Source organism: Chamaesiphon sp., assembly GCF_041737865.1.
In the GTDB taxonomy this organism is placed as follows: domain Bacteria; phylum Cyanobacteriota; class Cyanobacteriia; order Cyanobacteriales; family Chamaesiphonaceae; genus Chamaesiphon.
Genome location: NZ_JBGSQZ010000314.1, coordinates 1 through 26530, shown reverse-complemented (window position 1 = coordinate 26530; position 26530 = coordinate 1). Strand labels below are relative to the sequence as shown.

The window sequence follows — 26530 nt, the reverse complement described above, 5'->3', positions numbered from 1 at the left end:
AAAATCCCCTCTTGGGAGCGGAAAGTGCGGTCTTGGGGCGCGAGCTTTTGGGGGGAAGCTTCCCCCCAAAACGTCGCTTGTTTCCCCAAGTGGAGCACCTTTACAAGACAGGGGTGCCCGTAGGGTGGGGTGGGTAGATCTACGCATGAATTCAAGTATCCATAAATGGTAGTTTCGGAGAATGTGGATTCCGGCTGTCTATCGTCAACCCCCACCTGTAATCGGAGTTACCTTGCGAGTTCCGGCAGGAAAACTGAGTAAAACTCTTTCGTTCCCAGTCAACCCAGACTTAACCTCAGTCTTATTGTTAACAGTCATCCCAACCACAATCGGCGTAAATACCGGATCGCCGCCTGGTTTTGCCACATATACACCCTGAGCTGTTTTCTCCTGGACGATCGCCGCCGTCGGCACAATCAGCACCTGATTTAATTGACCAGCTTGGAAATCAGTTATCACATTCATCCCCTGACTGAGCAGTTTTTGGGAGTCAGCAACCGCCACTTTGACCTCAAAACTTGTTACCTCAAATTTTGGTGTCAGGCATTGGTGCAGCCGTTGGCGTAGCCTCTGCCTGAGCAGAAGCCAACGCCTTCAATTTCGGATATTAGCCTCGATTCATGCCACGATTGACTTCTCGACTGACTTGAACGTAGGTGATATACCCACGCCGCTCCAATCTGTTGGCAGCACGTCGGGCATCGCGACGATTGTCGTGGTTTCCCTCAAAAGTCCACTGGCGATCGTTACGGTTGCGATAATAAACAGAAAACTGCCGATCGCGATTTCGGTTGTTACGATACTGGTTGTCAGGATATTGGTTGTTAGGATACTGGTCGCGATCGTACTGAGCGATTTTTTCGGAATCTAGTGCATGTGCCGTCAAGGGCGTAGTTACTGCGAATCCCGTACATACCAGTGCCAGCAAAATTAGCTTCTTCATAAAATTAGTTTCAAGATGTAAAGTCTGGGTCGATCGAACTTAGAACTTCATTAATCGACTATATTTTCAATTTAATCGATCTAAACTTTAAAGTACTCTCTCTAAAGACGTAGATGAAGATATCTTAATGAAACAGAATAATACAGTATTAATTGCTATATTATTCCACGAATCTATCGTGCAAAGAACTACTCTGAATTGAGAGATGTAACTAGCTTCTATATAAGCTTTGAGTCGCTAATTTTATTAAATTAAATCGAAAATATACTGTAAATAACTCACGACTTCCTCACATTTAGAAGGTATGATAAACTTGAGTGTTTTTAGGCAATAAAAAATGGTTCGGAGGTAATCGCGATAGATAGATAGGTGCGTTCGTATTGCCTATCACGATCGCAGTCCATGAAAAGAAAGAATCGACAGTTGGTATACAGATTTCAAATACTGTACCCGTAACTTTGAAACATTGCTACCAATTCTCTTTTTGATTCTTTAATATTGTCGATTGTTACGTTTCCAGACACGGATTCGATCGAATTCAAACCTTTTGCCAATTTAAGCGTATATAAAATATAAAATTCATCAACGAATTCCTTCACTAATTCTTCGGTCAGCCCGCCCATTCCTGCAATCTCTTTTTGCATGATTAAGAGGACACCATAAATCGTGTCGGCAACGTTTTCATTATTGGGGGGATCCCCTAAACCCAATCGATGAAGCAATTCGACAAACTTTTCATCCTCTAGGTGCGTATTCAGAGTCTCCGCAGCATTCCCCAAGATAATTCTGGCTGATGCCAACCATTTCTTCATCTTTTTAATTGCCCAATTTGGTGTGATGTTGCTATTGTAGATTTTTAGGATGTCCTCTTTTAATTCATGAGCAATTCTTAGGATTGGAGAAGTTTGAAGCATTAATTCTAATTGTATTTTTTCTAAAGCAGTTAATTTTGATTGTGTTGTCATTAGCAAATTTTTATTCTTCAAGCCTTTCAATTCTAGTTTGAGTCGAATTGTATTCAGATTCTTGTTAATTAACTTTTGAACATGAAATCTATCTATCACAGTCTTCGCATTAGGGAAGACTTCTCTAATCACTTTTGGAAAACCGCCCCACATGTCCACAGAAACTTCCTCTACTTGCTCTCTCATAGCTTGAGGTATCCGCTTTAAGATTGTAATAATATCGTCACTTTTGTGCGAGTCTATTACTTCCAACAAAGAGCTTGTATCTAAATCCGTAAGAATAGTTGCAAATTTTCCTTGACCTTTCTTCTTACTAAACTCATCTAAACTTAGTCGCTTTGGCATTCCCCAGTCTTGGGTTTTAATTTCTATTTTAGAAAGTTCATTGAAAATTTTTTGAACTTGTTTGCTCCCTAAGTTTTCGCTTCGACTCACTTGCTCTACAGTCAATTCTTTCACTCTTATATAGATGTATTCCTTGAATCTGTTTGTGAGTAGCTGTTTTGAATCTAGCCATGCTACTTGTTCTGTTGTATATTTTTGACAGTGACGACAATAGAACCTTCGTTTGGGCACCTTCAAATACACTTCCATTCCACAGATTGATAGATCTCTCACTAAAATATGTCTAATTTGATGAAGAGCATCTAAATATTTTTGGCAGTGGGGACAGTTGATTCCTTCATTTGTGAATTGTAGCTGTAGTGCGTAAAAATCAGATATTTGTCCACCACCCACAACCTTGATTTTTGGTAAATTCAAGAAATTCTCTATATTTAAATTCATATTCAAAGTAGAGTAAATATAATTATGATAATATTTTACTCCATTTAACTTCACCGAGCTGTTTTAGTACTTGAAGGAAAATTAGTAACTAATCTAGATTAGGCTGTGTTGAATGGTTCCAGACAAAAGACAGTGCTTATTTAAATAATTTAAGCAGAGCGAAAATTATTTAAATAAGCATTACTTATCACCCTAAGAGAAGGAGAGCCACTTTCACACAACAATATCGATCTCAAAAAAGTAGGGGTAATTTATAAAGCTCTAGTTACTTATATTTCGAGAGCTAGTAGATGGTAATTGCTTCTGAAGACAACTTTCGAGCAGGCGAACTTGATATACTTGTCTAAATACTGTGGGATTGAGAATGAGCTTGCGTCTGTGATTGAAGACTGGCTGACTCAAAAATGCCGACCAAGGAAAAGGGACTTTGGGTGTTTCGCCGCTAGACACGATCGTTTGGGTGGGTGAAGTGGACTGTGATCGAGAGAACTTCCGGCAGATGTCAGCCTGAAAGAAAACCTCGCTAATGGCAAATTTAAGATCTCAACTGTGATGTGGATCGTTGCTGAAAATTTAATTGCTGCCGCTTCCATAGTTTTCCACATTTAGTCGATCGAGATCATCAGCCATTTATCTCAGTACGATCGACCGAAACGTTACAATAGATGTAGTAATTTTTATTTAGTATTGCGATCGTGGTTGCTACTCCTACTCCTGGCAAAATTATCTCCTATCCAGCCAAAACGATCGATCGTGCTGACATCGCTTTGCGGTGTGCGCCTTTTCATCTGGCTCTGTTTGCCAAAATGCGCTGGGAAAGTGTATCGGTACCCAAGTTGGCTGGCAATCTGGGCGTTCAATCTGGTTACACGCGCTACCCGCTTTCGGAGTTGAGTGTCGAGACAGCAACTAGTTGGCTGATTCAAGTGGGGATGTTGCGGCGGGAAGTGGATGGACAAGGTTTAACTGATAGTTTTCGGTTGACACCACTGGGGTTGGAATTAATCGAGAAATGGGAAACGGCGGGTGGTACATTAGCCCCAGCAAGTGCGATCGATCGTTTCAGAAATCTAAGTGCGCGTTGGTTCCGGCTCCCTTTTTAGATAGTTGATAGTTGATAGTTGATAGTTGATAGTTGATAGTTGATAGCGATTTGCCTGAATGTAGTTGAAGCTTGAGAACTGCTATTGCGATCGTCAAAAATCCACCATCTTTGTAAATGGTGGATTTTAGGTGACTACTTAAACTCTCTGGTTGGTAGCTAGCAATGCACGATCGATTAACCTAACGAATATATTCTTTGAGGATACTATTGCGATTGGGGTGACGTAGTTTGCGGAGAGCTTTAGCTTCGATTTGGCGAATGCGTTCGCGGGTAACATTAAATATCTGACCGATTTCTTCCAATGTTTTCATCCGTCCATCATCCAAACCATAACGCAGGCGTAAAACGTCACGTTCGCGAGGACTCAAAGTATCGAGTACTCCTTCTAAGTCTTCACGCAGCAAAGTTTTGGATACCTGATCTTCTGGCATTTCGCCATCAGCTTCGATGAAGTCACCCAGTCGGGAATCTTCTTCTTTACCAATTGGTGTTTCGAGTGAGATTGGTAACTGAGCAGACTTGGCGATAAACCGCAGTTTTTCGATCGTCATTTCCATCCGCGTGGCAATTTCTTCCTCTGTGGGTTTGCGTCCCATTTCTTGAGAAAGCAATTTGGTGGTCTTTTTGATCCGTGAAATAGTTTCGTACAAATGGACGGGAAGACGAATCGTGCGTGATTGATCGGCAATGGCGCGGGTAATTGCTTGACGAATCCACCAGGTGGCATAAGTTGAGAATTTATAACCCTTTTCGTGGTCGAATTTCTCAGCAGCGCGGATTAAACCGAGACTGCCTTCTTGAATTAGATCCTGGAAAGAAAGACCGCGATTCATGTATTTTTTGGCGATCGAAACTACCAATCGGAGGTTCGACTGCACCATCTTATCCTTGGCGCGTCTGCCTAAAAATAACCGATGGCGAAACTGATTGAGCGGCATCGCGGCAACTTCCGCCCACTCGCGATCGTTCGGTTCGCGATCCAATTCATTGAGGAGTTTCTCTCGCATCCGCTCTAATTCGAGCAGATCGGCGATCTTCCGTGCTAGTTCGATTTCTTCATCAGCGCGCAGGAGGCGAATTCGACCAATTTCTTGGAGGTAGAGCCGAATTGAGTCTTCTGTAAATTGTTTCTTTTTAGTTTGAACGCGACGGCGGGAGGCTTTCACTTTCCCCAGCTTGCCATCCTCGTCTTCGACATCAGATTCACCGTCGGATTCAGCAGCAAAATCGTCAGCATCAACATCTTCATCGAGCAGTAGTTCTAACTCGGTATCGGAGTCTTTAGTCGTTAAGGTTGCGAGCATGTCTTTAGTCTGGGTCATGTGTGGGTCCTCTTACTTCTGTCTAGAACAATCAACTAATGTAAGTACTATATTTCAGAAAGAAATAATTGTATTATTTGCATATTTTTAACAATTGAGCGCGTTGGCGTAGCCGCCCCAGAAAAATAATCTCTAGGAGTTACTCTTGCTGAAATGTTAATCTCGAACAGTCGCTAATTAATAGCCTTCGATCGAGAGAGTATCCTTGATTTAGGAAAGCCCTTTTGATTGTAGCTCTTATTAAAATTTCTGCCAGTTTCGATTGTTAATTAAAATATCAATTTATCGACACTTCACTCTCATAATTCAAATTTCCCAGCTTGCACGTCGATCGAATGTTTCCTCACTAAAGATCCCGATCGTGAGGCTCGATATCTACTCTGACGAGCGCGACAGGTGTTTGAGCCGAGGTTAAATAAATTTTACTAATGGGCGATATTCATCTGGCTAATGTATGTGCCGCTCTGCAAAGCTTGCGCTTGGCAACTAAAGACGCATTTTTAATGATTAGTTAGATAGTCAACTTCGCTAGCGAGATTGATCCAGAGTCTTCGATGCTCTTGCAGAGACGTTGTGCCTATGGCATTACGCCAACACGATCGATTCGTTGGTATCTCCCCTCATAAAAGCGTCTGCTTCAGCATCAGCCTCGATTGGGAAAAGAACATCACTAGGAATTATTTCTCCCACTCAATCCACAGTCTAACTGTTTAGTTTCGCTTTGCCCACCCAATTTCACGCAACGATCGTGCGTTAATTTGCTGAAATTTGTAGTAATTACGAGATGTTCGGTAGTTTTAGGCGATTAATTTAATAGTGACTAGTTGCTAACATAGCATTTCTCACAAAAATAGGGTAAAAATTGATACTCTTCTCTATGCAATCGTTAGACTCTAATTCCTGGTATGGTGATGCTCGTAGCGAATCCGCGAACCTGCCCAGAGCAATTTTTCACGGAGGGTTTGGTAGTAGGAGTAGTTATCGCGGAGGATGATAAACTTTGCCTGACAATCTGCCATGCGGACATCTACCCTCTGCCCTGGCCAGATTGAGGTAGCTAGGACACCATCATTCCACAGTTTAGTATTGAGTTCGTAATCACCTAATGGCCAAATACTGACCGTAGAGCCTGGTGGAATCACGATCGGACGACTAGACAGACTCAAAGGACAAATCGGCGCAATGGTGATTGCAGCCATGCCAGAGTGGACGATCGGACCATTGGCTGAGACATTGTAGCAAGTAGAACCCGTGGGGGTGGAGACGAGTAATCCATCGCCTTGATACTGATCGATAATTTCGCCATCGATTTCGACTTCTAGGATAGAAGTAATCATCCGATCGGCTGCTGCGGGCTTGATGCACATATCATTGAGAGCGAGGAACTTTTCGCTATCTGGTTCGGCATTTCTGTCGTCGCCATCATAGATATGTGCCTGGAGCATCATCCGCCGCTCGATCGCGTATCGATCGCCCGTGAGTCGCTCCCAGACTGTTTCACCGTCGATGAGTGATTCACTATTAAATAGTTCTAACGGCTCAGTGAGAAAGCCCAGATGTCCACCTGCATTGATAGCTAAAATGGGGATGCCATCGGGGGATAAATGCCGTGCTGCGGTGAGTGCGGTACCATCCCCACCTAAGACGATCGCCAGATCGATCGGCTTGCTGGTGGAGGCGAGAAAGACGGGATAGGGATTGTCTTTGGCTCCACTCGGCCCCATCATCACATGGCAACCCATCTGTTCGAGCTGTTTGGCAGCTCTTTCAGCTAAATTGCGGCTACCGCGATCTCCGGCTTTATGGGCGATGATGACGTTTTGAAGTTGCACGGGATGGGTGGATGGTGGATGGTGGATGGTGGATGGTGGATGGTGGATGGTAAGGGCAGAGACAGGGGAGACTGGGAAATTAGCACAAAGGACGCAAGCGTCCAAATTCACTATTCACCATCCACCATCCACCCATCCACCCATCCACTATCTAGTGCAAGAAGTGTCGAACACCTGTAAACACCATCACTATGCCTAATTCATTCGCAGCAGCGATCGAGTCATTATCGCGCATACTACCACCAGGTTGAACGATCGCGGTAATTCCGGCAGCAGCGGCGGTGCGTACGGAGTCGTCGAAGGGGAAAAATCCGTCGCTGGCGAGGATTGCGCCTGTAGCTTTGGTTCCGGCTTGTTCGATGGCGATTTTAGCCGAACCGACACGGTTCATTTGTCCTGCACCTACGCCAATGGTAGCGCGATCTTTGGTGATGACGATCGCGTTTGATTTGACATGTTTGCAAACTTTCCAAGCAAATAAGAGTTCTTGTAATTCTAGTTCGGTTGGTTGTTTGATGGTGACTACCTGCCAATCTGTGGTAGTTTCGATCGCTTCGTCGGTAGTTTGAACTAGCATTCCACCTGCAATAATTTTGACATTATCTGTGGTACCTGTAGCTAAATCTGCCAAAGTTAAAACGCGTAAATTCTTTTTGGTGGCGAAGATGGCTGCGGCTTCAGGGGTGCATTCAGGTGCGACGATACATTCGAGGAAGGTTTCGATCATCGATGATGCGGTATCGGCATCAATCGGGCGATTGACAGCGACAATTCCGCCAAAGGCTGAAGTAGAATCGGCATTGTAAGCTCGATCGTATGCTTCGAGCAAGGTATCGCCCAATGCTGTCCCACAGGGATTGTTATGTTTGATAATCGTCGCTGCGGGAGTATCATTAAACTCCGTAATAATCCGCCGTGCTGCTTCTAAATCGACGAGATTGTTATAACTGAGTTCTTTGCCCTGTAAAATTTTGGCAGTCGTCCAGCCCGTGGGGACAGCCCCTGTCTGATACCATGCGGCTGGTTGGTGGGGATTTTCGCCGTAGCGGAGCGATTGGAGTGGTTGGGCAGAAATTTGATAATTTGTGCTTTCACCTGCTTGGGCTGCCAAATAGCCAGCGATCGCGGTATCATAAGCGGCGGTATGTTGGAAGGTTTCTAACGCTCTAGCTTGACGGAACTCGATCGAGACTTGTCCGTTATTTTTGGTTAATTCGGCGAGATAATCATCATAGCGATCGGGATTGGATAATACTGTCAAATGTGCGAAATTCTTGGCTGAAGCGCGGAGCATCGCGGGGCCACCGATATCGATTTGTTCGATCGCATCTGCTAAACTGACTCCAGGCTTGCTAATGGTCGCCGCGAAGGGATATAAATTAACTGCGACTAGATCGATCGAGCGGATTTGATGCTGCTCTAGATCTGCTAAATGTTCGGGTAGATCTCGACGCGCAAGAATCCCCCCATGTATTTTCGGATGCAAAGTCTTCACGCGTCCGCCCAAAATTTCCGGCGCACCCGTATATTCAGCCACTTTCATCACGGGAATCCCTGCGGCTTTGAGAGCTTGAGCGGTACCCCCACTGCTGACAATCTCAAAATCAAATTTTTCGACCAATTGACGGGCAAATTCAATCAGTCCGGTTTTGTCAGATACACTCAGGAGTGCGAAACGAGTCATATATTAGTGCGGAGTGAGGGACGGCTAGTGGTTAGTATATCGGGTTTGGGGTGATTCTCCAATGCTGCCCAGACAATGTTATTACTAATACTAATAACATTGTTACGCCCTGGTTTCCCAAGGTGTCCACGATCCTGGCTCGATCGAATGGCTGGACTCCAACGTCGAAAAGGAAGCAGAAAAACTTATTTACTTAACTTGGTAGCAGGCCGATCGCAAAATAGATTAACAGGATTTTTCTCAAAATCGACGCATTCTCTAATCGAGTCAACTCGATCGATAATCTTGTCAAATTCGGTATAATTTGGTTCAGGTACATCACCACCATAGTTTGCTTTTTTTATACCCCTGATACTCTTTGGAGCAGCTAACAAAACTCGCTGGATCTGTTGGTGTTCTGGCGCAAGTTGAGGCGACAAGTACACTCCACTACCTGGAATGGCACGGCTTGTATGAATGATTCTGAACTCTGAGTTGTTGGATTTGAGCTTATCGCCGATAGCTTCTACACCAACTTCTGCTTTACCTTGTGTAACCATACTCATTGGTGATTCACTACGAGCAATTTTGAACGTTTTGCCATATAAATCATAAGCGGGCATGTAAAATTTAGATGCTGAACCAAAATCACCTAATGCCACCACTGTATTTAATTTTATATCATTGATCGATCGAATTGGGCTATTAGCTTTGACAAAAATTCCAGACTGATAGTTTGGCTTACCTGGAAACATTCCGGCTAAATAAGAGTAACTCTGTTTCTGAGAAAATCTAGAAATCATCGGAGATCTAGCAAAAATAATATCCCATTTCTTAGCAGCTAACCTTTTTTTCACTTCTTGATAAGATAAGCTTCTATCGCCTTCGATAATAATACCAACCTGTTTGCCCTGGAGATAGTCGAAGTAGTTAGCTGGTACTAACTCTTTTCGTAAGTAATCACCAAGCTCTCGGTAATCGGCTGGGTTTGTGAGAATACCGACAGTAATTGTGCTGTTACTAATTTTAGGCTTTGTCAAATAGTCCCAGGACTTAATACTTATACCTAGAATTACTAAACCAACTAAAGAACCTATTATTTTAAAATGCTTGGTTCTTAATTCTTTTTTTAACCTTTCAGCTTCAGCCTGTTTTTCTAACTCTTCAGCTTCAGCCTGTTTTTTTAACCTTTCAGCTTCAGCCTCTTTTTCTAGCTCTTTAGCTTTGGCCTCTTGTTCTAACCTTTCATCTTTAGTCTGTTCTTCTGTCCTTAGAAGCGTCACGATGTGTAAAGCTTCAGTGGCATTCTTGTACCGTTTGTTGAAGTCATATTCAACCATCTGACTTAATATATTTTTTAGCTCCAAACTAATATCTGGTGCAAGATCTTGCCAAATTAGATTTTCATCAAGATCGAACGAAAGTTGAGATAGATTGATACCAGTAGATGCTTGAATCGCAATGACACCCACAGCATATATATCACTACTCATTCTTGGACGACCAACGAGCTGCTCGTGAGGCATATAGCCTGGAGTGCCGATTGTCGTTCCTGGTTGACTAGTTGGTTGATTGACTACCTCTTTTCCCGCCCCAAAATCAATTAATGATATCTTGCCATCATCATTACGTCGAATCAAATTATCTGGTTTCAAATCTCGGTGAATAATATTCTTTTCATGAACGTAGGCTAGAGGTGTAAGTATATCAACAAGTAGTTTCTTGATGTAATCTTCGTTTTTCTTTTCTCCAGCTTTTAATTCCTGGGAAAGGATTACTCCTTTTACGAGATCCTGAACTATGTACAAATGACCATTTTCCTCAAACTGAGCAGATACCTTGGGAATATAATCATTATTGAGTTTATCTAAGTATTCAGCTTCTTGCGTGAATTTAGCTCGTGCAATATCTATACTCTTTTGCTCGACATTGATAGGATTAAACTGTTTAATTACGACCTCTTTTTGACCTGGAAAGTCTCTGTCATTTGCAATATAGGTAACGCCAAAACTTCCTATACCAAGCTGCTTTACTATTTCATACCGATCTCGTAGTAAGGTGCCAACTTCTAACGCATCAATTTTAACTCGTGCCATGATATTTTCCTCTTGTTGGTGCGATCTAATAATCGTTGCGTGTTTCTCGGTTGGAGTCATCAGCATAGCCTGTTGCTCTATTTCTTCAAGTCGTTTGGTAACAGCATCTTTTTCTCGTAGCTCTTCCGCTAGTAATTGTTTTAATTCTTCGATTTCTGCAAGTTGTTTCTCGACTTCATCTCCTTCACTATTTTTTACTGATAATAAGTAAAGCTCTTTTTCATTTAGTCTATCTGCCAATGCTTGATTTACTTCTCTAATAGAAGATAACTCTTGAGCCGTTTTCTCCCATTCAATTGCTGGATCTGGCGGCAGTGCAAATGTATTAAAATTGCATTGGTCTACATAGGTGTGATAAAACCAGCAGGCAAGCTGGTGGGCATATTTCAAAACTCTCAAAGCTCGGTTATAATCGCTTAGACCGTGATGATTAGCACGGTTGCCTTCTTTTCTAATCTGATGAAAAAGATCGATTGAATTCTGCTTTAAAATACCATTCATGCTTAATCGCCGAAGTAAACTCTCCTGAGGTTCACCTCGATCGATCGACTCACCATTTCTAGCAGCAATTTCCTGAGCTAGTAACTCACCAAACTGGCGGATCTTAATCAGACAACTGTTCGGATCTGAATGCAGGTATTTCTCCGCTTGATGTGCAAAGCAATGCAGGAGATCCAAGTCGGGAGCAATATCAGCCAAGAATGAGAAGTTAACTGAGCGATTAGTCATCTGCTGAAGTAGTTAATAACTAGACATTACGATATACTCGCTCCCAAGCTATAAATCAGGACAAAATCGAGCAATTTATCTAATCTCAAGCCAATAAAGTATGTCACAACCGATCGATCCAAATCGAGTAGTCATTTTTTCAGGTGCTGGCATCAGTCTCCACGAACGAGCTGGCTCATCGAATATAATTCACGCTCATGGGGAAATCACTAAGGCTAGAAGCTCGATCGATAGCTCTCTAATATATCCGATTGGCGAGCGCAGTATTCAACTTTGAGATAAATGTGAGAAAGAGAGTCAGCTACGTCCGCATGTCGTTTGGTTTGGTGAAGACATCCAAAATTTTGAATTCGCCAAAGTCGCACTCAAGACTGCGGGTAAAGTACATCATCCCTACATCTCGAACGTGCAGCGAATTTGGGAAAATATCTGCTAACCGCAGTGGTAACTTTGGCGACAAATTTTTATCGAAAAGTAATTTCATGCAACTATTGGAGCAGTCATCAATCGACGCTCTCGATCTGCCGCATAAGCAATACAAGCTTTTAAATCTTCCCGCGTTAAATCGGGAAAATCTTCGAGGATCTCTGCTTCGGTCATCTCAGAAGCCAAATATTCTAGCACTTCATAAACTGTAATCCGCAAGCCGCGCACACAAGGTTTACCACTACGTTTATTTGGTTCGATCGTAATGTAATCTCGATAGTTCATAAGATAAATTTTGCCTTGCCCAATATCTAAATTTCAATCGATCTTAACACGCTCACACCTGACCTATTGGGAACGACTGCGGTAAAAATTTCGATAACATATAGGTTACGATAGTTAAATGCTTTTGAAGATGGTGTTAAAATGCGGCGTTTTTCTGTAACTGCTATCCAAAATACCGATAGCCAAGCCTTGCATCAAGCTGAGAGTGAGCCTGTACTCCTAACTGCTGAATCTCAATCTAGTTATGTGATTATGTCAGTTGAAAACTACGATCGGTTAATCGATCGACTAGAACGGTTAGAAGATATCGCACTCGGTCAGCAAGCCCAAACCGATCTATCTACTTCACGCATGGTTGGCATGGAGATTTTCACAGCCGAACTTCAGCGGTTGGCTGTAATGGATGCTGACGGATGAGAGTTAAAATCTACGATAGTCTCTGCTGTTCCGACCTAATAACTAAAAAAATATCTTCCTATTTTCACTCGATCGAGCGTTAAGAAACATATCCAAAAATGTCTCATCAGTCCCTATACCGTCCAATCTTGAATCATTAAATTTGGGAGCTTCTCAAAATCTCGTAAATTTCTAGAAAGCAATACTCCATTGTGGGCGATCGCGATCGCCGCAATCCGCAAATCTTGAGTACCTACTCGAATACTTTGTGTTTTAAATTCTTGATAAATTAGCTGCGCTTGTTCTGTAAATTGCAAAACTTCAAAATCTGAGAGTAGCTTCACAGTTTCAGACAGCCATCTGTAGGCATTGGCTAGAGACACACCCATTTTTACATCTGATACTTGGGCAAGCCTACCGCGCAACTGTTCCTCTACATTGATAGCTGTAGTAGTTAAGTTAACTGCATTGGCTTGCAATCGCTCGATTAGTGCTGGATGATTGCGTCCATACAAGCTGAGATGGTCGGTATCTGGTATATACACGGTCATACTTCATCATCGATCGCGTTAGCCGATCGACGAATGTCTGCTAGCTTTTCCATCCAGTCATCAAACGTTGGATCTACTGCCAAAATCCCAGCATGTTGCATTGGACTAATAGATTTACGATCGATTTCTTGAGGCTCTGCAATTTCGATTGTGACCACTTTACCTTTAGATAACCGTGAATTTAGAGCCGCTTTGACTTTAGATATTGCCTCAACTTCTGTAAATCCATCTACCGAAATCGTCGGCATTCCAATTACTGATGCTATAAAATGCCTTCCACGACTTTCGACAAAAATTTGATATTGCATCCCTGTTAGAATTCTGCTAATTAGATTGCTCTCCTCTCTAGCTTAAACCCAAATCGAGATCGGGCACTTGAAGTCGCGCAAGCCACTTGAAGTCGCGCCCGATCGGAATTTCCGAATATACTAGAGAGTATCGAGACTTAGCTATCGCCACAATCTAGCCTCGCGCCACCGTCTGTGAAGTTAAACGCTATGACCACCTCTGCTATTACTACCGAACAACTAAAAGAGATCTTCCCATTTCCACTCGACAGATTTCAACTTCAGGCGATAGACGCACTCAACGCAGGAAAATCAGTGGTAGTCTGCGCCCCAACAGGTTCTGGTAAAACGCTCGTCGGTGAGTATGCCATTCATCGCGCTCTTCAACAGGGACGCAGAGTATTCTACACTACCCCGCTCAAAGCCCTCTCCAATCAAAAATATCGCGACTTTCGTGCCGAATTCGGTGAAGAGAATGTCGGACTGCTCACGGGCGATATCTCTATCAATCGGGACGCTCTGATAGTGGTGATGACCACCGAAATCTTTCGGAATATGCTCTACGGTACCCGCATCGGTGAAGTTGGTACGTCGATGATGGGTGTCGAGGCGGTGGTGCTAGATGAATGCCACTACATGAATGACAAGCAGCGCGGCACAGTCTGGGAAGAATCGATTATCTATTGTCCCCCACACATCCAACTCGTCGCCCTTTCCGCTACCGTCGCCAATAGTAAACAATTAACCGACTGGATTAGTGCCGTCCACGGTGGTACCGAACTGATTTATTCTGACTATCGCCCCGTTCCGTTGGAGTTTCACTTTGTCAACCCCAAAGGGATTCTGCCATTACTCGATCCAAATACCGCCAAACTCAATCCCAAACTCAAATCCCATCGTCCCACAGGTAGCCGCAAAACTGAAGATATCCCTAGTATCGGGTTTGTCGTCAGCAAGCTCGCCGAACGCGAAATGCTCCCTGCGATTTACTTTATCTTCAGTCGGCGCGGCTGCGATAAAGCCGTCGCTGATATGGCAACTCTCCAATTAGTCACTCCGGCTGAGTCGGCTCGGCTAAAAATCCGCATTGATGAATTTCTCGACAAAAATCCTGAAGCTGCGCGGGCTGGACAAGTAGAACCACTTTATAAAGGGATTGCCGCTCACCATGCGGGAATTTTGCCAGCTTGGAAAGTGCTAGTTGAGGAATTGTTTACCCAAGGTTTGATCAAAGTCGTCTTCGCTACCGAAACTCTGGCAGCAGGGATTAATATGCCCGCTCGGACGACAGTTATTTCGAGTCTCTCCAAACGCACAGACCAAGGACATCGCCTCCTGACAGCTTCAGAATTCTTGCAAATGGCTGGACGTGCCGGACGACGTGGTAAGGACGTGGTGGGCTATGTGGTGGCTACTCAGACTAGATTTGAAGGCGCGAAGGAGGCAAGTGATTTTGCAACCGCATCACCCGATCCGCTGGTGAGTCAATTTACGCCTACTTATGGGATGGTATTGAACCTGCTCCAAACCCATACCCTAGAAGAAGCTAGAGAACTCGTCGAACGCAGTTTCGGGCATTTTACCAAAACTCTCCATCTGCTACCGCAACAGCAGGGAGTCAATGATATCAAGCAAGAATTAAGCCATCTTCAAGAAGCTTTGAGTAAGGTAGATGGAGACGTATTAGCTGACTATGAAACGTCTCATTCCCAACTCAAACTCGACCAAAATCAACTTAAAAATCTTCAACTCTATACCGAACAAGTTCAAGCCACCCAAGTCACCAAACAATTGCCAACCGCTTTCCCAGGGACGATTCTCAGTCTCAAGGGCAAACATGTCCCTGTCGCCACACCATTACCAGCAGTACTCGTCAGCAAAATTGCGGGATCTGGATACAAACCTGCCTTAGTCTGTTTGGGACAGGATAACCGCTGGTACGTTATCAATCATCAAGATGTCGTTGCCGTACACAAGCATTGGTCGGAATATGGCGGCAAACAGCGCGTTCCCCAAGTGGTTTCGCTGTTACCACCTGCGGATATGCCTTTAAAACCTGGACAAGTCCGCAAAGGGATGAGCTTGACGGCGGAAATTGCCCAGAGCATTCCCAATCTCGAACCGCCAGCGACAGCCGAATTAACAGCACAAGTTAAAATCGTCAGCGAACTGAAGAAGAAGTTAGAAAATCATCCTGTGTGGGGATGGGGAAATCCAGCTACTTTACTCAAACGCTATCGCCGTCAAGCTGTACTCGAACAGGAAATTCAGGATCTCCAGGATGCACTACAGACGCAACTCGATCGACATTGGCAAGAATTTCTCAATCTGATTGAGGTATTGCGTCAAGTTAATGGCTTGCAAGGGGTGATTCCGACGCGGATTGGCGAAGCAGCAGCCGCAATTCGTGGGGACAATGAGCTATGGATTGCTTTAGCTGTGATGTCTGGTTATTTAGATGGTTTAGATCCCCAGCATTTGGCGGCGGTGATCTGTGCATTGGTATCAGAAACACCACGCTCTGATAGTTGGACAAATTACGATCCGGCTGATGAGGTAGTGATGACTTTGAGTGGTTTACGCGGCTCCCGCAGACAACTATTTCAAATCCAACGTCGCTATCAGGTAGCACTTCCAGTCTGGATGGAGTACGAGCTGGTGGGAATTGTCGAACACTGGGCGTTGGAGACATCTTGGACGGAGTTGTGTAGTAACACAAATCTAGATGAGGGCGATATTGTGCGGATGTTACGACGCACGGTGGATCTATTGTCGCAGATTCCCTATGTACCGCACGTTAGCAACGCATTACAGCTAAATGCTCGACGGGCAGTGCAGTTGATTGACAGGTTCCCAATCAATGAATCGATCGCCTAACTAGTCACACGATCTGAGAATTATTGTAATACGATTTATGCAATCGATCGAATCAATTTGGTTGGTTTGTCTGAGCAAGTGGCAGCTTTATAGTGGCAATATAATCGACATTCAAAATCAAAATGGTATTACATCTCGCTCATCTTCATCTAAATTTTGATTATATCTGTGTCCTGTTATTTCTGATTCAATTTTAACAACTTCTTTGTCGAAGATATATTGCCCCGTAATTCTTTCATTAATAATTTTCTTGTCATAGCTATCTTTGCTTTGTGCGACAATATCAGCCATCTTTCTTAATAACTGAGATGAAGTATTAGGATGATAGATAAGATTGCGGAAAATAAGAGGGTCGTCGATTCCCTCAATTTCTTTGCAAACCCAGTCATCATAGTATTTATATTGCGCTAAATTATCCAAAATAGCTTCTGGTGTATACGGATATTTTGTCAGTAGCCGCCAAATATAAATTCGCTTATCATTAATAGGTTTTTCACATATTTCATTCAACAAATCTACAGGAGTTCCTGGCTTCCCTCGCAAAAATAGGACTAAATCTAATGCTTTTTGTGAAACATTAGGATGAATTTTGACAGCATTCCTCACTTGAAAATCTGGATAAATCGCCAGATACTCCACTGTTGTAGTTCCAGCCAAAGGATTTTTCAAAAGTTCTAGAGCGATATTTTTGCTATTGCAGTGATATGCTATTTTAGCCAATATTTCAGGGGATTTTTGAGTGATATTATGCTGAATTATTCCTGAGTGAGCATCAGATTTTTCAGCAAGCTTATTTATTATTTTTGAAGAAAGTATAGGTAATTTAGCAATTTCTCTAATCAAATCAGACCAGCCGCAATCGATATATTTATCTACTATTTCTTCTAGAAAACTAGCTGAAATCCTTGGACTATTAAGAACCTCTTTGGTAACAGCAATATGAGGGTAATCGCCATCATCCTCTTCTGCTTTCCAACCTATCAATTTCTTTAAAGAGTCAATTGGCGTATTGATATTTCTAGCGATAGCTACACAAATCTTGTCACTTTGCTTTTCACTGGCTGCCAGGTATGCCAGTATTTCTGGATCTGTTTTCGAGCTAAGAGCTAGGGATAGTCTCACAAATTCACTATCTGGATATTCAATTATCATCTGCTATGTGCTACTAGTCTAAAGAATTGTTGTATCAGAGATTTGTAGGTTGGGTAGAATGAATGTGAAACCCAACACCCACCCAATCAATCTATGGGATAGTTGGGTTTCGTTCCTCAACCCAACCTACACAACTTTTCAAACATCGCCTAAGTCGATGGAATAATGTTTTGCTGAGATTTAAGGTAGTGACGTAATAGAATGAGTCGATCGTTTCCCCAGAAAAGTTCGCCATGAGCAATAAATGTCGGCACACCGAATACTCCGGCATGAACAGCACGATCGATTGTGGCATCGCTCTGGGCGATCGTTTCTTGTGCCCTCAAAGCAACATCAAAATCGATCGCCGAAATTCCACAGGCTTCAGCCCGAAGAGTAGATTCTCGCTCATCAATTTGCGATCGAGAATCCTGAAACATTGCTGCAAATAGCAAGCGACTATATTCTGCTACCTTGCCAAAATGCTTGGCTGCTATACACGCCCGTGCCAGCAGCTCTGAATCGAAATGCACTCGTCCACGCGGTTCAAGATAGGGGACTCCGTACAATTTAGCCCATCGCTTGGCATCGAGTTCGCGATAATTCCATTCATATTGTCCAGAAAGTTCCCCCTCAAATGGACTACTTTCACGCTGATTAATTAGCCTCACGCTATTGATGGGATGCCATTCGACATCACAGCCAGTTGCTTTTTTGAGAGTAGCGATTTGAGTAGATGCAAGATATGAATAACGGCTGCCGATCGAGTAGTAAAAGTCAATATTTGCTGCTGCTCTCATTTGTTGCTCGATCGTCGATAACACAAAAAATTTGTCTTCATGTGTAAACTGCTTCGCCTGTTTTCGATCGGATGACTGGCTTTTTTGCCAGTTTGTCCCAGCGTATCGCCAATTTCAGCACCAGCGACATTAAAGTAACGCAGAATTATGTACCTCAAATCGGCAGCACTGGCATAGTCTCGAACGATCCGTTCGCTCATCAATTTGGAACTGCCATAGGGATTGAGCGGTTGTGGAACGGTGTCTTCGGTAATTGGGTTGACTGCTGGTTGTCCATACACAGCCGCAGTGCTAGAGAAGATCAATTTATTTACGCCAAATTGCTGACAGCAATGCAGCAAATTTAGAGTATTGGCTGTATTGTTGGCATAATAATCGAGCGGTTTAACGATCGAGTCGGGAACAGAAATACTCGCAGCAAAATGTAAAACTGCATCAAAGTTATGTTCTGCAAAAACTTGACATAGCTGCTGTCGATCGGCTAACTCTCCCAAGGCTAACTTGCCATAAGTCAAGGCATTAGTAGATCCTGTGGATAAATTGTCGTAGATAACCAGATCGTATCCGGCTTCACCTAATTGCTTGACAGTGTGAGAACCGATATAGCCAGCACCGCCAGTCACCAAAAAATTTTGATTCATCGGTTCATAATTGTATATACAATAGCTGGTATTTTAAATTAATTAGTGAAGCAAATAGCTAAATATCTGGTTCGCTAATAGGCAGCACTAGAATTAAGATATTGACGATCGCAAAAGACGATGAATGTCGATTGAGATCGAGCTTACTCACATCAGAATACCATATGCTTCTATAGTAGTAAAATATTAGTCTAAAGTATCTATTCCCTTCTCAGTGTCAAATTAGACATCTAGGGTAGGGGGTGGATGGTGAATGGTGAATGTCTATTTCTTGAGTGGGAAGGGAGTATCTGCGGAGGGAAACAAGCCTACTTCCGCCGATTGGCTAATAACTGTTCTTCCAAAGCAGCAATTCGATTGTATGCAGCCGTCAGTTGCGCGGTTAGTCGCTGGATTTGGACTTGAGGTGACAAATCTTGTTCGATCTGATGGCAAGTAATCTCTATACCGCGATCGTCGATCGAAACATCCTGCCCAGACCCCCATTGAGTCGGATTGTGCCAATAGTTATAGCCAGCAGCCAGCGCAGATCCATTGTTGCTGTCATCGATCCATGATGACAGTCGTCGAGGATTTCTACTGCTATGATAGCGATCGAGAGGGTACTCGGTGACTGTCTGTGTCTCAACGAGCTGAGGAGCTAAATCTTGAAACACATGCCGATCCAATCGCTCGACGATTTGATAAACTCGATCGATCTTGCGTGTCAAGTTACCGATTTGTTGTTGGATTGATTCCATTTTTTAGCTTGAAATGAGATAATTCGATTATAAGCAACAAATGAATATTTGTTAATTTATCCCTGAATTATTTAACTTTTGCTAAGAATTGCCATGTTAATAATTAATTGTTATTCATATAGTATATCATCAAGATAAGCGTCAGATAAATGCTAGAAATTCAAGACTTTTTTTCAGCTTGTGTCGGTACTTGGAACAGCGAACGGACTTATCACTACCCACTGCAAAACGAAGTAGAGCGTTCGGTGACAGTATTTAGCGTAGCGGCATTGGCATCTGCCGAAAAACATCAAATTACTTCAGCTTCCCTACCAGTTGAAAGTGTGGTATTGAGTGAGGTCGATCGATTTCCAGGATTTAGGATCGGCTTTGATACAGTATCTGAAAAAGGCGATCGAGTTTCGATGAATCTCAAGGCTTTATTTGTACCAGAGCGATCGATCGTCGCGCCTCATCTCCTACCCACAGATCCACTCGCTCCAGCGACTCCCCTCACTGCCGAAATTCTTGGTAGTGCAGAAGTAGTCAGAGGGCTATATCTTCGGGATGAAGGCTATTCCGAGAGTGGTGCGATTACTGGTCGATTTACTTATCTACCCAGTCGGCAAACTCTAGAATTAGTCACATACTACAGTCGATCGGTCGCCGTAGACCAATTGCGGCTGATCTCTCTCACCACTCGACTCCGAACGATCGTCACCTACCAACGCCCTCAACCAGGTGTAGTTCCGACAGTGATTAATTTAGTTGGGTTTGGGCTGGAGCAGAAATCTTAGAGTGGTGGATGGTAAATAGTGAATGGTGGATGGTGAATAGTGAATTTAGCGATCGACTATCAACTATCAACTAATTACGGTGAGAGCCTGTCAATTTGCCACTTTCCGGCTACTAATTGATAGCGTAACCTGTCGTGGAGCCGACTGGGGCGACCTTGCCAAAACTCGATTTCTTGGGGGATCACACGTACGCCACCCCAGTGAGGGGGTTTGGGAATCGCGGTATCTTGGTACTGGGTTGCTAATTGCTGTAGTCTTTGTTCGAGGATCGATCGATCTTGAATAATCGTACTTTGCTCTGATGCCCAAGCACCTAGTTGACTACTAGCTGGACGGCTGTGAAAATAGCTGGTAGCTTCTGATTCTGAGACAAGCTCTGTTTTACCCTCAATCCGAACTTGACGCTCTAAATCGCCCCACAGGAAGACTAACGCTGCATAAGGACACTGTTGCAGCTCTACGCCTTTTTGACTGTTGTAATTGGTATAGAATACAAATCCGCGATCGTCAAAATCTTTGAGCAGCACGATTCTGGCTGAAGGTTTGCCCTCCGCTGTCACAGTCGCGACAGTCATCGCATTGGGTTCTAATATATCCGCAGCGACAGCTTGCTCGAACCAGATTTGGAACTGCTGGTAGGGGTTATCGACAAGATCTGATTCTAGTAAACCAGCCTGGGTATAATTTTTGCGTAAGTCAGCAACTTTAGTCATGGGGGAGGAGTTGGGAAGCAGAGCTTGCCTAATTTAGCTAGTTTTACTATTGTAGGTAAAATATTTCCAGAGCGAGACTAATTTTATAGTCGATCGAGCGCGTGTAGTCGTAAAATGTTACCGATCGGGATTTCAGCTAGATCGCTCATTGAGCGCGACAAATGAGCCAGCTCTAAATCTGAATTTTTAGCGATCGTGGTTTACTGTTTGCCCTTGTCCTGATACATTGAGCGAATACTGGCTCGTAAAACTAATAACTCTATTCTTGTATTTATGAAAGTCCTGGTGATTGGCGGAGATGGTTATTGTGGGTGGGCAACTGCGCTGTACCTGTCCAACCGGGGGTATGATGTCGGGATTTTGGATAGCTTGGTTAGGCGGCATTGGGATTTAGAACTAGGCGTAGAGACACTTACACCGATATCCAGCATCCATCAACGGATTAAACGATGGCAAGAATTAACTGGTAAAGAGATCGAGTTATTTATTGGGGACATCAATAATTACGACTTCTTGCAAAAGTCCCTAAAAGCATTTGGGCCAGAAGCTGTCGTCCACTTTGGAGAGCAGCGTTCGGCACCATTTTCGATGATCGATCGAGAACATGCGGTACTCACTCAAGTCAATAATGTGGTGGGTAATCTCAACTTGTTATACGCACTGCGCGATGATTTCCCTGATTGTCATCTCGTCAAACTGGGGACGATGGGCGAATATGGTACGCCAAATATCGATATCGAAGAAGGCTACATCACGATCGAACATAATGGTCGTACTGATACATTACCCTATCCCAAGCAGCCAGGTAGTTTTTATCACTTGAGCAAGGTTCATGATAGTCACAATATCCAGTTTGCTTGTAAAGTTTGGGGCTTGCGGGCAACAGATCTCAATCAAGGGGTTGTCTATGGGGTGTTGACGGAAGAGACAGGGATGGATGAAATGCTCATCAACCGTCTCGACTATGATGGCATCTATGGCACGGCTCTAAATCGGTTCTGCATTCAAGCCGCGATCGGACATCCACTGACAGTCTATGGTAAGGGTGGACAAACTCGCGCCTTCTTGGATATTCGCGATACAGTTAGATGCGTAGAACTAGCGATCGAAACTCCCGCCAAACCAGGGGAATTCCGTGTCTTTAACCAGTTTACCGAGCTATTTACCATTAGCGATCTGGCTGTAAAAGTCAAGCAAGCCGCGATTACGCTGGGATTAGATGTGGATATCCAAACATTGGAAAATCCCCGTATCGAAGCAGAATCACACTACTTTAATCCCAAAAATACCAATCTGCTCAATCTCGGACTCCAACCGCACTTTCTGTCAGATTCTCTCCTAGATTCCCTCCTCAATTTTGCCATCAAGTATCACTATCGTGTCGATCGATCGCAAATCTTGCCCAATGTGAGCTGGAAACGGTGTTAGGCTTTAGGCTAAAGCCTCATCCCTAATGCCTAAATTGAGGTAAAATAATGGAGAATTAAGAAGCTGTGTTAGGAAAAATATATTTTATGAAACGGTTTGCCCGTCTGCTCGTTGCCTTTAGTCTCTGCTTGACTTGTTTAGTTGGGATCGTACCCCAATCAATGGCGGCTAGTTGGAATACCTCCACGATCTTGGCAAGCTCCCCAGCAACTGGAGAAGTCATCCGCAATAGTGCTGATAGTAAATTAGGCACAGAATTTGGTAAGAAAATCGATCTAAACAATACTAACGTTCGATCGTTTCGCAAGTATCCTGGTCTTTATCCTACCCTCGCACGCAAAGTAGTGGACAATGCGCCCTACAAGACTGTAGAAGAGGTGCTAAATATTCCTGGTTTGAGCGAAAAGCAAAAAGAAATGCTCAACGCCAACCTCGACAAATTTACGCTGACTTCTGCGGATGATACCTTTAATGAAGGTGGCGATCGGTATAACAATGGCTATTACTAACTAATTGACAATTGGTAACTTCCCATCTACTTTCACTACCCACCCAGATTTAGGGTGGGATTTTTTATCCGAGCGATCTTGATGATAATGGTAATATAGCAATCCTATTTGAGTTCTTCACAGTTATGTCATTACCTACCAGCTTTGATATCATCGTTGTGGGAGCTGGAGCGGCTGGTTTGTACTCAGCACTGTGTTTACCAGCCGAGCTGAGAGTAGCAATCGTCAGCAAGGCTAGTTTACCCCTATCAGCGAGTGATTGGGCGCAGGGAGGGATTGCCGCAGTGGTAGATCCGCAAGACTCAGTAGATCTGCATATTGTTGATACTTTACGGGCGGGGGCAAGATTATGCGATCGAGATGCGGTGGAATTTTTAGTCACCCATGCTGCGGCGTGTATTGAATCACTGGTGGATCTGGGGGTAGGATTCGACAGAGTGGGTCAAAAACTAGCTTTGACTCTCGAAGCTGCTCATTCTCGTCCACGGGTGCTACACGCGGCGGATACAACTGGTAGAGCCTTAGTTAGTACTTTAGCCGATCGAGTGTTGGCACAACCAAATATTACGGTGCTCACCCATGCTTTTGCCCTAGATCTGTGGTTAGAAGCAGGAGCCTGTCAGGGAATTAGTCTCCTCTATCAGGGACAAATTACTTGGGTGAGAGCTACCGCCGTCGTCTTGGCGACAGGTGGTGGCGGACAGGTTTACGCACAGACTACCAATCCCGAAGTCAGTACTGGCGATGGCGTAGCGATGGCACATCGAGCGGGGGGACTGTTGCGGGATCTTGAATTCGTGCAGTTTCATCCTACCGCGCTCACCAAAACGGGTGCGCCCAGATTTCTGATTAGTGAAGCCGTACGTGGTGAAGGTGCTCATTTAGTAGACGATACTGGTTATCGGTTTACCTTTGACTATCATCCTGCCGGAGAACTTGCCCCCAGAGATGTCGTCAGTCAGGCGATCTTCAGTCATTTGCTCAAACACAGCCCCGACCCCGCCAAAGGCTGTGTCTGGCTCGATCTCAGTCCGATTCCCGCCGCAAAAATTCGGCATAGATTCCCAAATATTATTCAAGTTTGTCAGCATTGGGGAATTGATATTCTCACCGAGTTGATTCCAGTTGCGCCAGCAGCGCATTATTGGATGGGCGGAATTCAGACAGATCTGATGACACGTACCAGTATTCCTGGAGTCTATGCCGTAGGCGAAACTACTAGCACGGGAGTACATGGAGCTAATCGCTTGGCAAGTAATTCGCTGCTAGAATGCGTGGTATTTGGTGCTCAGTTGAGCAAAATCTCCATTGAACCTCAATTTCTAGTAGACAATTTAGCGATCGATCCTAACTTAACCGCATCCTTGCACTTGAATTGGAGCGAAAAAATAACTAATAATCCCGCTGATTGGCTCGATCGAGTCCAATCTATCCGTCAAGAATTGCCGCGATTGATGTGGCAAGCTGCTGGTATTTGTCGCGAACAAAATAGTCTCAAGCTGGCGATCGATCGAGTCAATTTTTTGCAATCAGAATTCAATGACTTACCCATTACTCAGCTAATCACCCAACTTTTACCACCACAATCTCTGACTTTACCAGCAGAAATATCAGAGCGAGATCTCTGTACCTGGGGCGAAACTCGGAATTTATTAGACATCGGCCGATCGATCTTAACTGGTGCGTTGATGCGAACTGAAAGTCGCGGTGGGCATTATCGAACTGACTTCCCCGCGATCGATCCAAACTGGCAATTACATACCTTAGTATTAGGAGATTGTTGGTTTAAATCTGACTCATTGACTTAGCAGGCGATCTTGACTTCGTAAATGATTTAGGATTGCTATAGAAGCAATACTTTCAGCTTGGCGTTATTACCTCATCCATGAATCCAAATCCACCAGAGCAATCAAGTCCAGACTCGACAGCACCTCAGCCCCTACTGGTGCAATGGTGGCAAAAATGGGGCGAAAACATCACAATTTTATTACTAGCATTGGGATTGGCTTTTTTTATTCGGACATTTATCGCCGAGCCGCGCTATATTCCTTCAGAGTCGATGTTACCCACCTTGGAGATCGGCGATCGCTTAATTGTCGAAAAGCTCTCTTACTACAGCCATCCACCCCAACGGGGAGATATTGTCGTCTTTGTACCGCCGCCGCAGTTGCAGGAGCTAGGCTACCGCCAGGATCAAGCTTTTATCAAGCGAGTCATCGGCTTACCTGGTGAGACGATCGAAGTCAAAGATGGTCGTGTCTATATCGATACTCCAGGGGAGAAGTTGCACAAACCAGAGTTATTGACCGAATCATATATCGCCGAGGCTCCTAATTATGCCATGTCGCCGATGGTCGTACCGCCCGATCGAGTATTTGTGATGGGTGACAACCGCAACAATAGCAATGATTCCCACATTTGGGGTTTCTTACCTAGAGCGAATATTATCGGACATGCTTGTTTCCGCTTTTGGCCGTTGGAACGATTGGGCGGGATGAGATAAATCTTTAAATCTCGACAAAAAAGACCGATAATTAATTACCGCTCGTTGAAATAGAGATTTAAACTCGATTCCCATATTTCTCCTACTCTTTACCCCTACCTCATGTATTACTTTCCCCAAGATCCACCATATTTCATTTTATTTGCTGGCTTATTTGCTGGTATCACTTGCGGTTTAGCCTTCGATAGTACTCTCCGGCGCAATGTCAAAACTTGGTCGGCAGATCGTAACAACGTGATTTTAGCCAACAGTGACGACATCAGCTTACGATTGCCCTTTCTCGGAATTTGCGTGGGGATTATTTTCTTTCTCTCGGCTGGCTTGGAGATTTTCGGATTTCCGACTTGGCTGTCATATAGTATCGCACTGCCATTGACGGTATTAATCGCGATCTTGCTGTGGTTTCAACTCAAGGTGGTGTTTAGGCAACTCGATCGAGGTGGTTCGCCTGCACTGGATTTGGACTCTTGGGAAGAGTAAGTGAATTAATTGATAGTTGATACTTCGACTACGCTCAGTACAAGTAATTGATAATTGATAATTGGGTTTTTAGAATGGGATCTAGATCCCATCCTAAAAACCTCGCTGTCTCGTTGGCGTAGCCTCTATCAGTGAAATTCATTCCTAAACTAAATTCTAGTCAAACAACTTCCAACTAAAATCTAAAGTGGAGTGAATGCCGCTCCAAGCTAGCACACAAGCCATCCATACGCAGGGGAGTTTGAGGGGCGGCGTTCCGCTCCTCAACGGGGGGTCTGGGGGTCGGAACCCCCAGATCGGGGTTCTGTCCACACCAGAAACATCCGAAACCCGCAAGTATACATCGCCTGCCGATTAGCTTCTCACTAGAAGATTCCAAATGAGTTCTATCTGTGGCAACTTAGGTTGGTAGAGTCGAGGGCAGGTATTATCCTGCGCCCCTCTCTGTTCGATCTGTACGTGCGGCTTTCACCGCATACAGCTCTCGATATTCTTAGATTGCTCTTTTGCTTGTGCTGGGTTCAGATTTGCATGGTTCGTGTATTG

25 protein-coding genes and 2 pseudogenes are annotated in these 26530 nt (G+C 44.0%); 10 read left to right on the top strand and 17 right to left on the bottom strand.

The window, feature by feature from the left end; translation table 11 throughout:
* Positions 1 to 204: 204 nt before the first annotated feature.
* The 4 genes from ACEW9J_RS24640 to ACEW9J_RS24625 all read right to left on the bottom strand — a co-directional run bounded on the left by ACEW9J_RS24640 (position 205) and on the right by ACEW9J_RS24625 (position 3144).
* Entirely contained in the window at positions 205 to 504 is a 300-nt protein-coding gene (locus tag ACEW9J_RS24640) for a hypothetical protein (RefSeq protein WP_373547711.1), read from the bottom strand.
* A 103-nt stretch (positions 505 to 607) separates the two neighbouring features.
* Entirely contained in the window at positions 608 to 943 is a 336-nt protein-coding gene (locus tag ACEW9J_RS24635) for a hypothetical protein (RefSeq protein WP_373547710.1), read from the bottom strand.
* A gap of 437 nt (positions 944 to 1380) precedes the next feature.
* Positions 1381 to 2694: an ISL3 family transposase gene (locus ACEW9J_RS24630; protein WP_373547709.1), complete on the bottom strand. Its 1314-nt coding sequence runs from the start codon at positions 2692 to 2694 to the stop codon at positions 1381 to 1383.
* A 261-nt stretch (positions 2695 to 2955) separates the two neighbouring features.
* Positions 2956 to 3144, bottom strand: coding sequence for a hypothetical protein (locus tag ACEW9J_RS24625; RefSeq protein WP_373547708.1), 189 nt, complete (start codon positions 3142 to 3144; stop codon positions 2956 to 2958).
* A gap of 245 nt (positions 3145 to 3389) precedes the next feature.
* Between ACEW9J_RS24625 and ACEW9J_RS24620 the strand changes: the two genes are divergently transcribed.
* Positions 3390 to 3797, top strand: a complete 408-nt coding sequence (locus ACEW9J_RS24620) for an Npun_F0494 family protein (protein WP_373547707.1) — start codon at positions 3390 to 3392, stop codon at positions 3795 to 3797.
* A gap of 181 nt (positions 3798 to 3978) precedes the next feature.
* On the opposite strand, the gene rpoD is transcribed toward ACEW9J_RS24620, so the two are convergent.
* The 4 genes from rpoD to ACEW9J_RS24600 all read right to left on the bottom strand — a co-directional run bounded on the left by rpoD (position 3979) and on the right by ACEW9J_RS24600 (position 11441).
* Positions 3979 to 5121, bottom strand: a complete 1143-nt coding sequence (gene rpoD, locus ACEW9J_RS24615) for an RNA polymerase sigma factor RpoD (RefSeq protein WP_373547706.1) — start codon at positions 5119 to 5121, stop codon at positions 3979 to 3981.
* 893 nt (positions 5122 to 6014) lie between these two features.
* Positions 6015 to 6953, bottom strand: a complete 939-nt coding sequence (locus ACEW9J_RS24610) for an NAD(+) kinase (protein ID WP_373547712.1) — start codon at positions 6951 to 6953, stop codon at positions 6015 to 6017.
* Between the two features lie 151 nt (positions 6954 to 7104).
* The gene (purH, locus tag ACEW9J_RS24605; RefSeq protein ID WP_373547705.1) at positions 7105 to 8637 is read right to left on the bottom strand and encodes a bifunctional phosphoribosylaminoimidazolecarboxamide formyltransferase/IMP cyclohydrolase; all 1533 of its coding nucleotides are present in this window, start codon (positions 8635 to 8637) and stop codon (positions 7105 to 7107) included.
* Between the two features lie 185 nt (positions 8638 to 8822).
* Positions 8823 to 11441, bottom strand: coding sequence for a protein kinase (locus tag ACEW9J_RS24600; protein ID WP_373547704.1), 2619 nt, complete (start codon positions 11439 to 11441; stop codon positions 8823 to 8825).
* Positions 11442 to 11541: 100 nt separating this feature from the next.
* Here ACEW9J_RS24600 and ACEW9J_RS24595 point away from each other — a divergent pair, with 100 nt between their 5' ends.
* On the top strand, positions 11542 to 11718 hold the full coding sequence (locus ACEW9J_RS24595) for a hypothetical protein (protein WP_373547703.1): 177 nt from the start codon (positions 11542 to 11544) through the stop codon (positions 11716 to 11718).
* Positions 11719 to 11822: 104 nt separating this feature from the next.
* Here the strand turns inward: ACEW9J_RS24595 and ACEW9J_RS24590 are convergent.
* Together ACEW9J_RS24590 and ACEW9J_RS24585 are read right to left on the bottom strand one after the other, a co-directional pair.
* A pseudogene (locus ACEW9J_RS24590) lies at positions 11823 to 11925 on the bottom strand (DUF5615 family PIN-like protein); the annotation flags it as partial.
* Positions 11922 to 12152, bottom strand: coding sequence for a DUF433 domain-containing protein (locus ACEW9J_RS24585; protein ID WP_373547702.1), 231 nt, complete (start codon positions 12150 to 12152; stop codon positions 11922 to 11924). The pseudogene ACEW9J_RS24590 and the gene ACEW9J_RS24585, both read right to left, overlap by 4 nt.
* A 141-nt stretch (positions 12153 to 12293) precedes the next feature.
* Between ACEW9J_RS24585 and ACEW9J_RS24580 the strand changes: the two genes are divergently transcribed.
* Entirely contained in the window at positions 12294 to 12569 is a 276-nt protein-coding gene (locus tag ACEW9J_RS24580) for a prevent-host-death protein (RefSeq protein ID WP_373547701.1), read from the top strand.
* Positions 12570 to 12682: 113 nt separating this feature from the next.
* Here the strand turns inward: ACEW9J_RS24580 and ACEW9J_RS24575 are convergent, their stop codons facing one another.
* Together ACEW9J_RS24575 and ACEW9J_RS24570 are read right to left on the bottom strand one after the other, a co-directional pair.
* Entirely contained in the window at positions 12683 to 13099 is a 417-nt protein-coding gene (locus tag ACEW9J_RS24575) for a type II toxin-antitoxin system VapC family toxin (protein ID WP_373547700.1), read from the bottom strand.
* Entirely contained in the window at positions 13096 to 13407 is a 312-nt protein-coding gene (locus tag ACEW9J_RS24570) for a type II toxin-antitoxin system HicB family antitoxin (RefSeq protein WP_373547699.1), read from the bottom strand. Before ACEW9J_RS24570 ends, ACEW9J_RS24575 begins: the two co-directional genes overlap by 4 nt.
* 189 nt (positions 13408 to 13596) lie before the next feature.
* On the opposite strand from ACEW9J_RS24570, the gene ACEW9J_RS24565 reads away from it, so the two are divergent.
* Complete coding sequence (locus tag ACEW9J_RS24565; protein WP_373547698.1) at positions 13597 to 16263, top strand: DEAD/DEAH box helicase; 2667 nt, start codon at positions 13597 to 13599, stop codon at positions 16261 to 16263.
* A 117-nt stretch (positions 16264 to 16380) separates the two neighbouring features.
* Here ACEW9J_RS24565 and ACEW9J_RS24560 read toward each other — a convergent pair whose 3' ends face one another.
* The 4 genes and pseudogenes from ACEW9J_RS24560 to ACEW9J_RS24545 form a co-directional block, all read right to left on the bottom strand.
* Entirely contained in the window at positions 16381 to 17415 is a 1035-nt protein-coding gene (locus tag ACEW9J_RS24560; RefSeq protein ID WP_373547697.1) for a hypothetical protein, read from the bottom strand.
* 149 nt (positions 17416 to 17564) lie between these two features.
* On the bottom strand, positions 17565 to 18218 hold the full coding sequence (locus ACEW9J_RS24555) for a 2-hydroxychromene-2-carboxylate isomerase (RefSeq protein ID WP_373547696.1): 654 nt from the start codon (positions 18216 to 18218) through the stop codon (positions 17565 to 17567).
* 38 nt (positions 18219 to 18256) lie between these two features.
* Positions 18257 to 18835: pseudogene (locus tag ACEW9J_RS24550) on the bottom strand (NAD-dependent epimerase/dehydratase family protein); the annotation flags it as partial.
* 308 nt (positions 18836 to 19143) lie between these two features.
* A complete protein-coding gene (locus ACEW9J_RS24545) occupies positions 19144 to 19575 on the bottom strand; it encodes a hypothetical protein (RefSeq protein WP_373547695.1) in 432 nt (143 codons plus the stop codon).
* 149 nt (positions 19576 to 19724) lie between these two features.
* Here ACEW9J_RS24545 and ACEW9J_RS24540 point away from each other — a divergent pair, with 149 nt between their 5' ends.
* Positions 19725 to 20351, top strand: coding sequence for a phycobiliprotein lyase (locus ACEW9J_RS24540; protein WP_373547694.1), 627 nt, complete (start codon positions 19725 to 19727; stop codon positions 20349 to 20351).
* A gap of 74 nt (positions 20352 to 20425) precedes the next feature.
* On the opposite strand, the gene pdxH is transcribed toward ACEW9J_RS24540, so the two are convergent.
* Positions 20426 to 21064: a pyridoxamine 5'-phosphate oxidase gene (pdxH, locus tag ACEW9J_RS24535; protein WP_373547693.1), complete on the bottom strand. Its 639-nt coding sequence runs from the start codon at positions 21062 to 21064 to the stop codon at positions 20426 to 20428.
* Positions 21065 to 21337: 273 nt separating this feature from the next.
* On the opposite strand from pdxH, the gene ACEW9J_RS24530 reads away from it, so the two are divergent.
* The 5 genes from ACEW9J_RS24530 (at position 21338) to ACEW9J_RS24510 (ending at position 25984) form a co-directional block, all read left to right on the top strand.
* Positions 21338 to 22492, top strand: a complete 1155-nt coding sequence (locus ACEW9J_RS24530) for an NAD-dependent epimerase/dehydratase family protein (protein WP_373547692.1) — start codon at positions 21338 to 21340, stop codon at positions 22490 to 22492.
* An 86-nt stretch (positions 22493 to 22578) separates the two neighbouring features.
* Positions 22579 to 23001, top strand: a complete 423-nt coding sequence (gene psbU, locus ACEW9J_RS24525) for a photosystem II complex extrinsic protein PsbU (protein ID WP_373547691.1) — start codon at positions 22579 to 22581, stop codon at positions 22999 to 23001.
* A gap of 125 nt (positions 23002 to 23126) precedes the next feature.
* Positions 23127 to 24809: an L-aspartate oxidase gene (gene nadB, locus ACEW9J_RS24520; protein ID WP_373547690.1), complete on the top strand. Its 1683-nt coding sequence runs from the start codon at positions 23127 to 23129 to the stop codon at positions 24807 to 24809.
* Positions 24810 to 24886: 77 nt separating this feature from the next.
* Positions 24887 to 25504 carry a signal peptidase I gene (gene lepB, locus ACEW9J_RS24515; RefSeq protein WP_373547689.1) on the top strand — a complete coding sequence of 206 codons (618 nt, stop codon included), beginning with the start codon at positions 24887 to 24889 and terminating at the stop codon, positions 25502 to 25504.
* A 102-nt stretch (positions 25505 to 25606) separates the two neighbouring features.
* Complete coding sequence (locus ACEW9J_RS24510) at positions 25607 to 25984, top strand: hypothetical protein (protein WP_373547688.1); 378 nt, start codon at positions 25607 to 25609, stop codon at positions 25982 to 25984.
* Positions 25985 to 26530 lie beyond the last annotated feature (546 nt).

Bases quoted from the DNA above. Each gene is read 5' to 3' on its own strand.
- ACEW9J_RS24635 (WP_373547710.1), bottom strand. From the start codon at position 943: ATGAAGAAGCTAATTTTGCTGGCACTGGTATGTACGGGATTCGCAGTA.
- ACEW9J_RS24630 (WP_373547709.1), bottom strand. From the start codon at position 2,694: ATGAATTTAAATATAGAGAATTTCTTGAATTTACCAAAAATCAAGGTT.
- rpoD (WP_373547706.1), bottom strand. From the start codon at position 5,121: ATGACCCAGACTAAAGACATGCTCGCAACCTTAACGACTAAAGACTCC.
- purH (WP_373547705.1), bottom strand. From the start codon at position 8,637: ATGACTCGTTTCGCACTCCTGAGTGTATCTGACAAAACCGGACTGATT.
- ACEW9J_RS24600 (WP_373547704.1), bottom strand. From the start codon at position 11,441: ATGACTAATCGCTCAGTTAACTTCTCATTCTTGGCTGATATTGCTCCC.
- ACEW9J_RS24595 (WP_373547703.1), top strand. From the start codon at position 11,542: ATGTCACAACCGATCGATCCAAATCGAGTAGTCATTTTTTCAGGTGCT.
- ACEW9J_RS24585 (WP_373547702.1), bottom strand. From the start codon at position 12,152: ATGAACTATCGAGATTACATTACGATCGAACCAAATAAACGTAGTGGT.
- ACEW9J_RS24580 (WP_373547701.1), top strand. From the start codon at position 12,294: ATGCGGCGTTTTTCTGTAACTGCTATCCAAAATACCGATAGCCAAGCC.
- ACEW9J_RS24575 (WP_373547700.1), bottom strand. From the start codon at position 13,099: ATGACCGTGTATATACCAGATACCGACCATCTCAGCTTGTATGGACGC.
- ACEW9J_RS24570 (WP_373547699.1), bottom strand. From the start codon at position 13,407: ATGCAATATCAAATTTTTGTCGAAAGTCGTGGAAGGCATTTTATAGCA.
- ACEW9J_RS24565 (WP_373547698.1), top strand. From the start codon at position 13,597: ATGACCACCTCTGCTATTACTACCGAACAACTAAAAGAGATCTTCCCA.
- ACEW9J_RS24560 (WP_373547697.1), bottom strand. From the start codon at position 17,415: ATGATAATTGAATATCCAGATAGTGAATTTGTGAGACTATCCCTAGCT.
- ACEW9J_RS24545 (WP_373547695.1), bottom strand. From the start codon at position 19,575: ATGGAATCAATCCAACAACAAATCGGTAACTTGACACGCAAGATCGAT.
- ACEW9J_RS24540 (WP_373547694.1), top strand. From the start codon at position 19,725: ATGCTAGAAATTCAAGACTTTTTTTCAGCTTGTGTCGGTACTTGGAAC.
- pdxH (WP_373547693.1), bottom strand. From the start codon at position 21,064: ATGACTAAAGTTGCTGACTTACGCAAAAATTATACCCAGGCTGGTTTA.
- ACEW9J_RS24530 (WP_373547692.1), top strand. From the start codon at position 21,338: ATGAAAGTCCTGGTGATTGGCGGAGATGGTTATTGTGGGTGGGCAACT.
- psbU (WP_373547691.1), top strand. From the start codon at position 22,579: ATGAAACGGTTTGCCCGTCTGCTCGTTGCCTTTAGTCTCTGCTTGACT.
- nadB (WP_373547690.1), top strand. From the start codon at position 23,127: ATGTCATTACCTACCAGCTTTGATATCATCGTTGTGGGAGCTGGAGCG.
- lepB (WP_373547689.1), top strand. From the start codon at position 24,887: ATGAATCCAAATCCACCAGAGCAATCAAGTCCAGACTCGACAGCACCT.
- ACEW9J_RS24510 (WP_373547688.1), top strand. From the start codon at position 25,607: ATGTATTACTTTCCCCAAGATCCACCATATTTCATTTTATTTGCTGGC.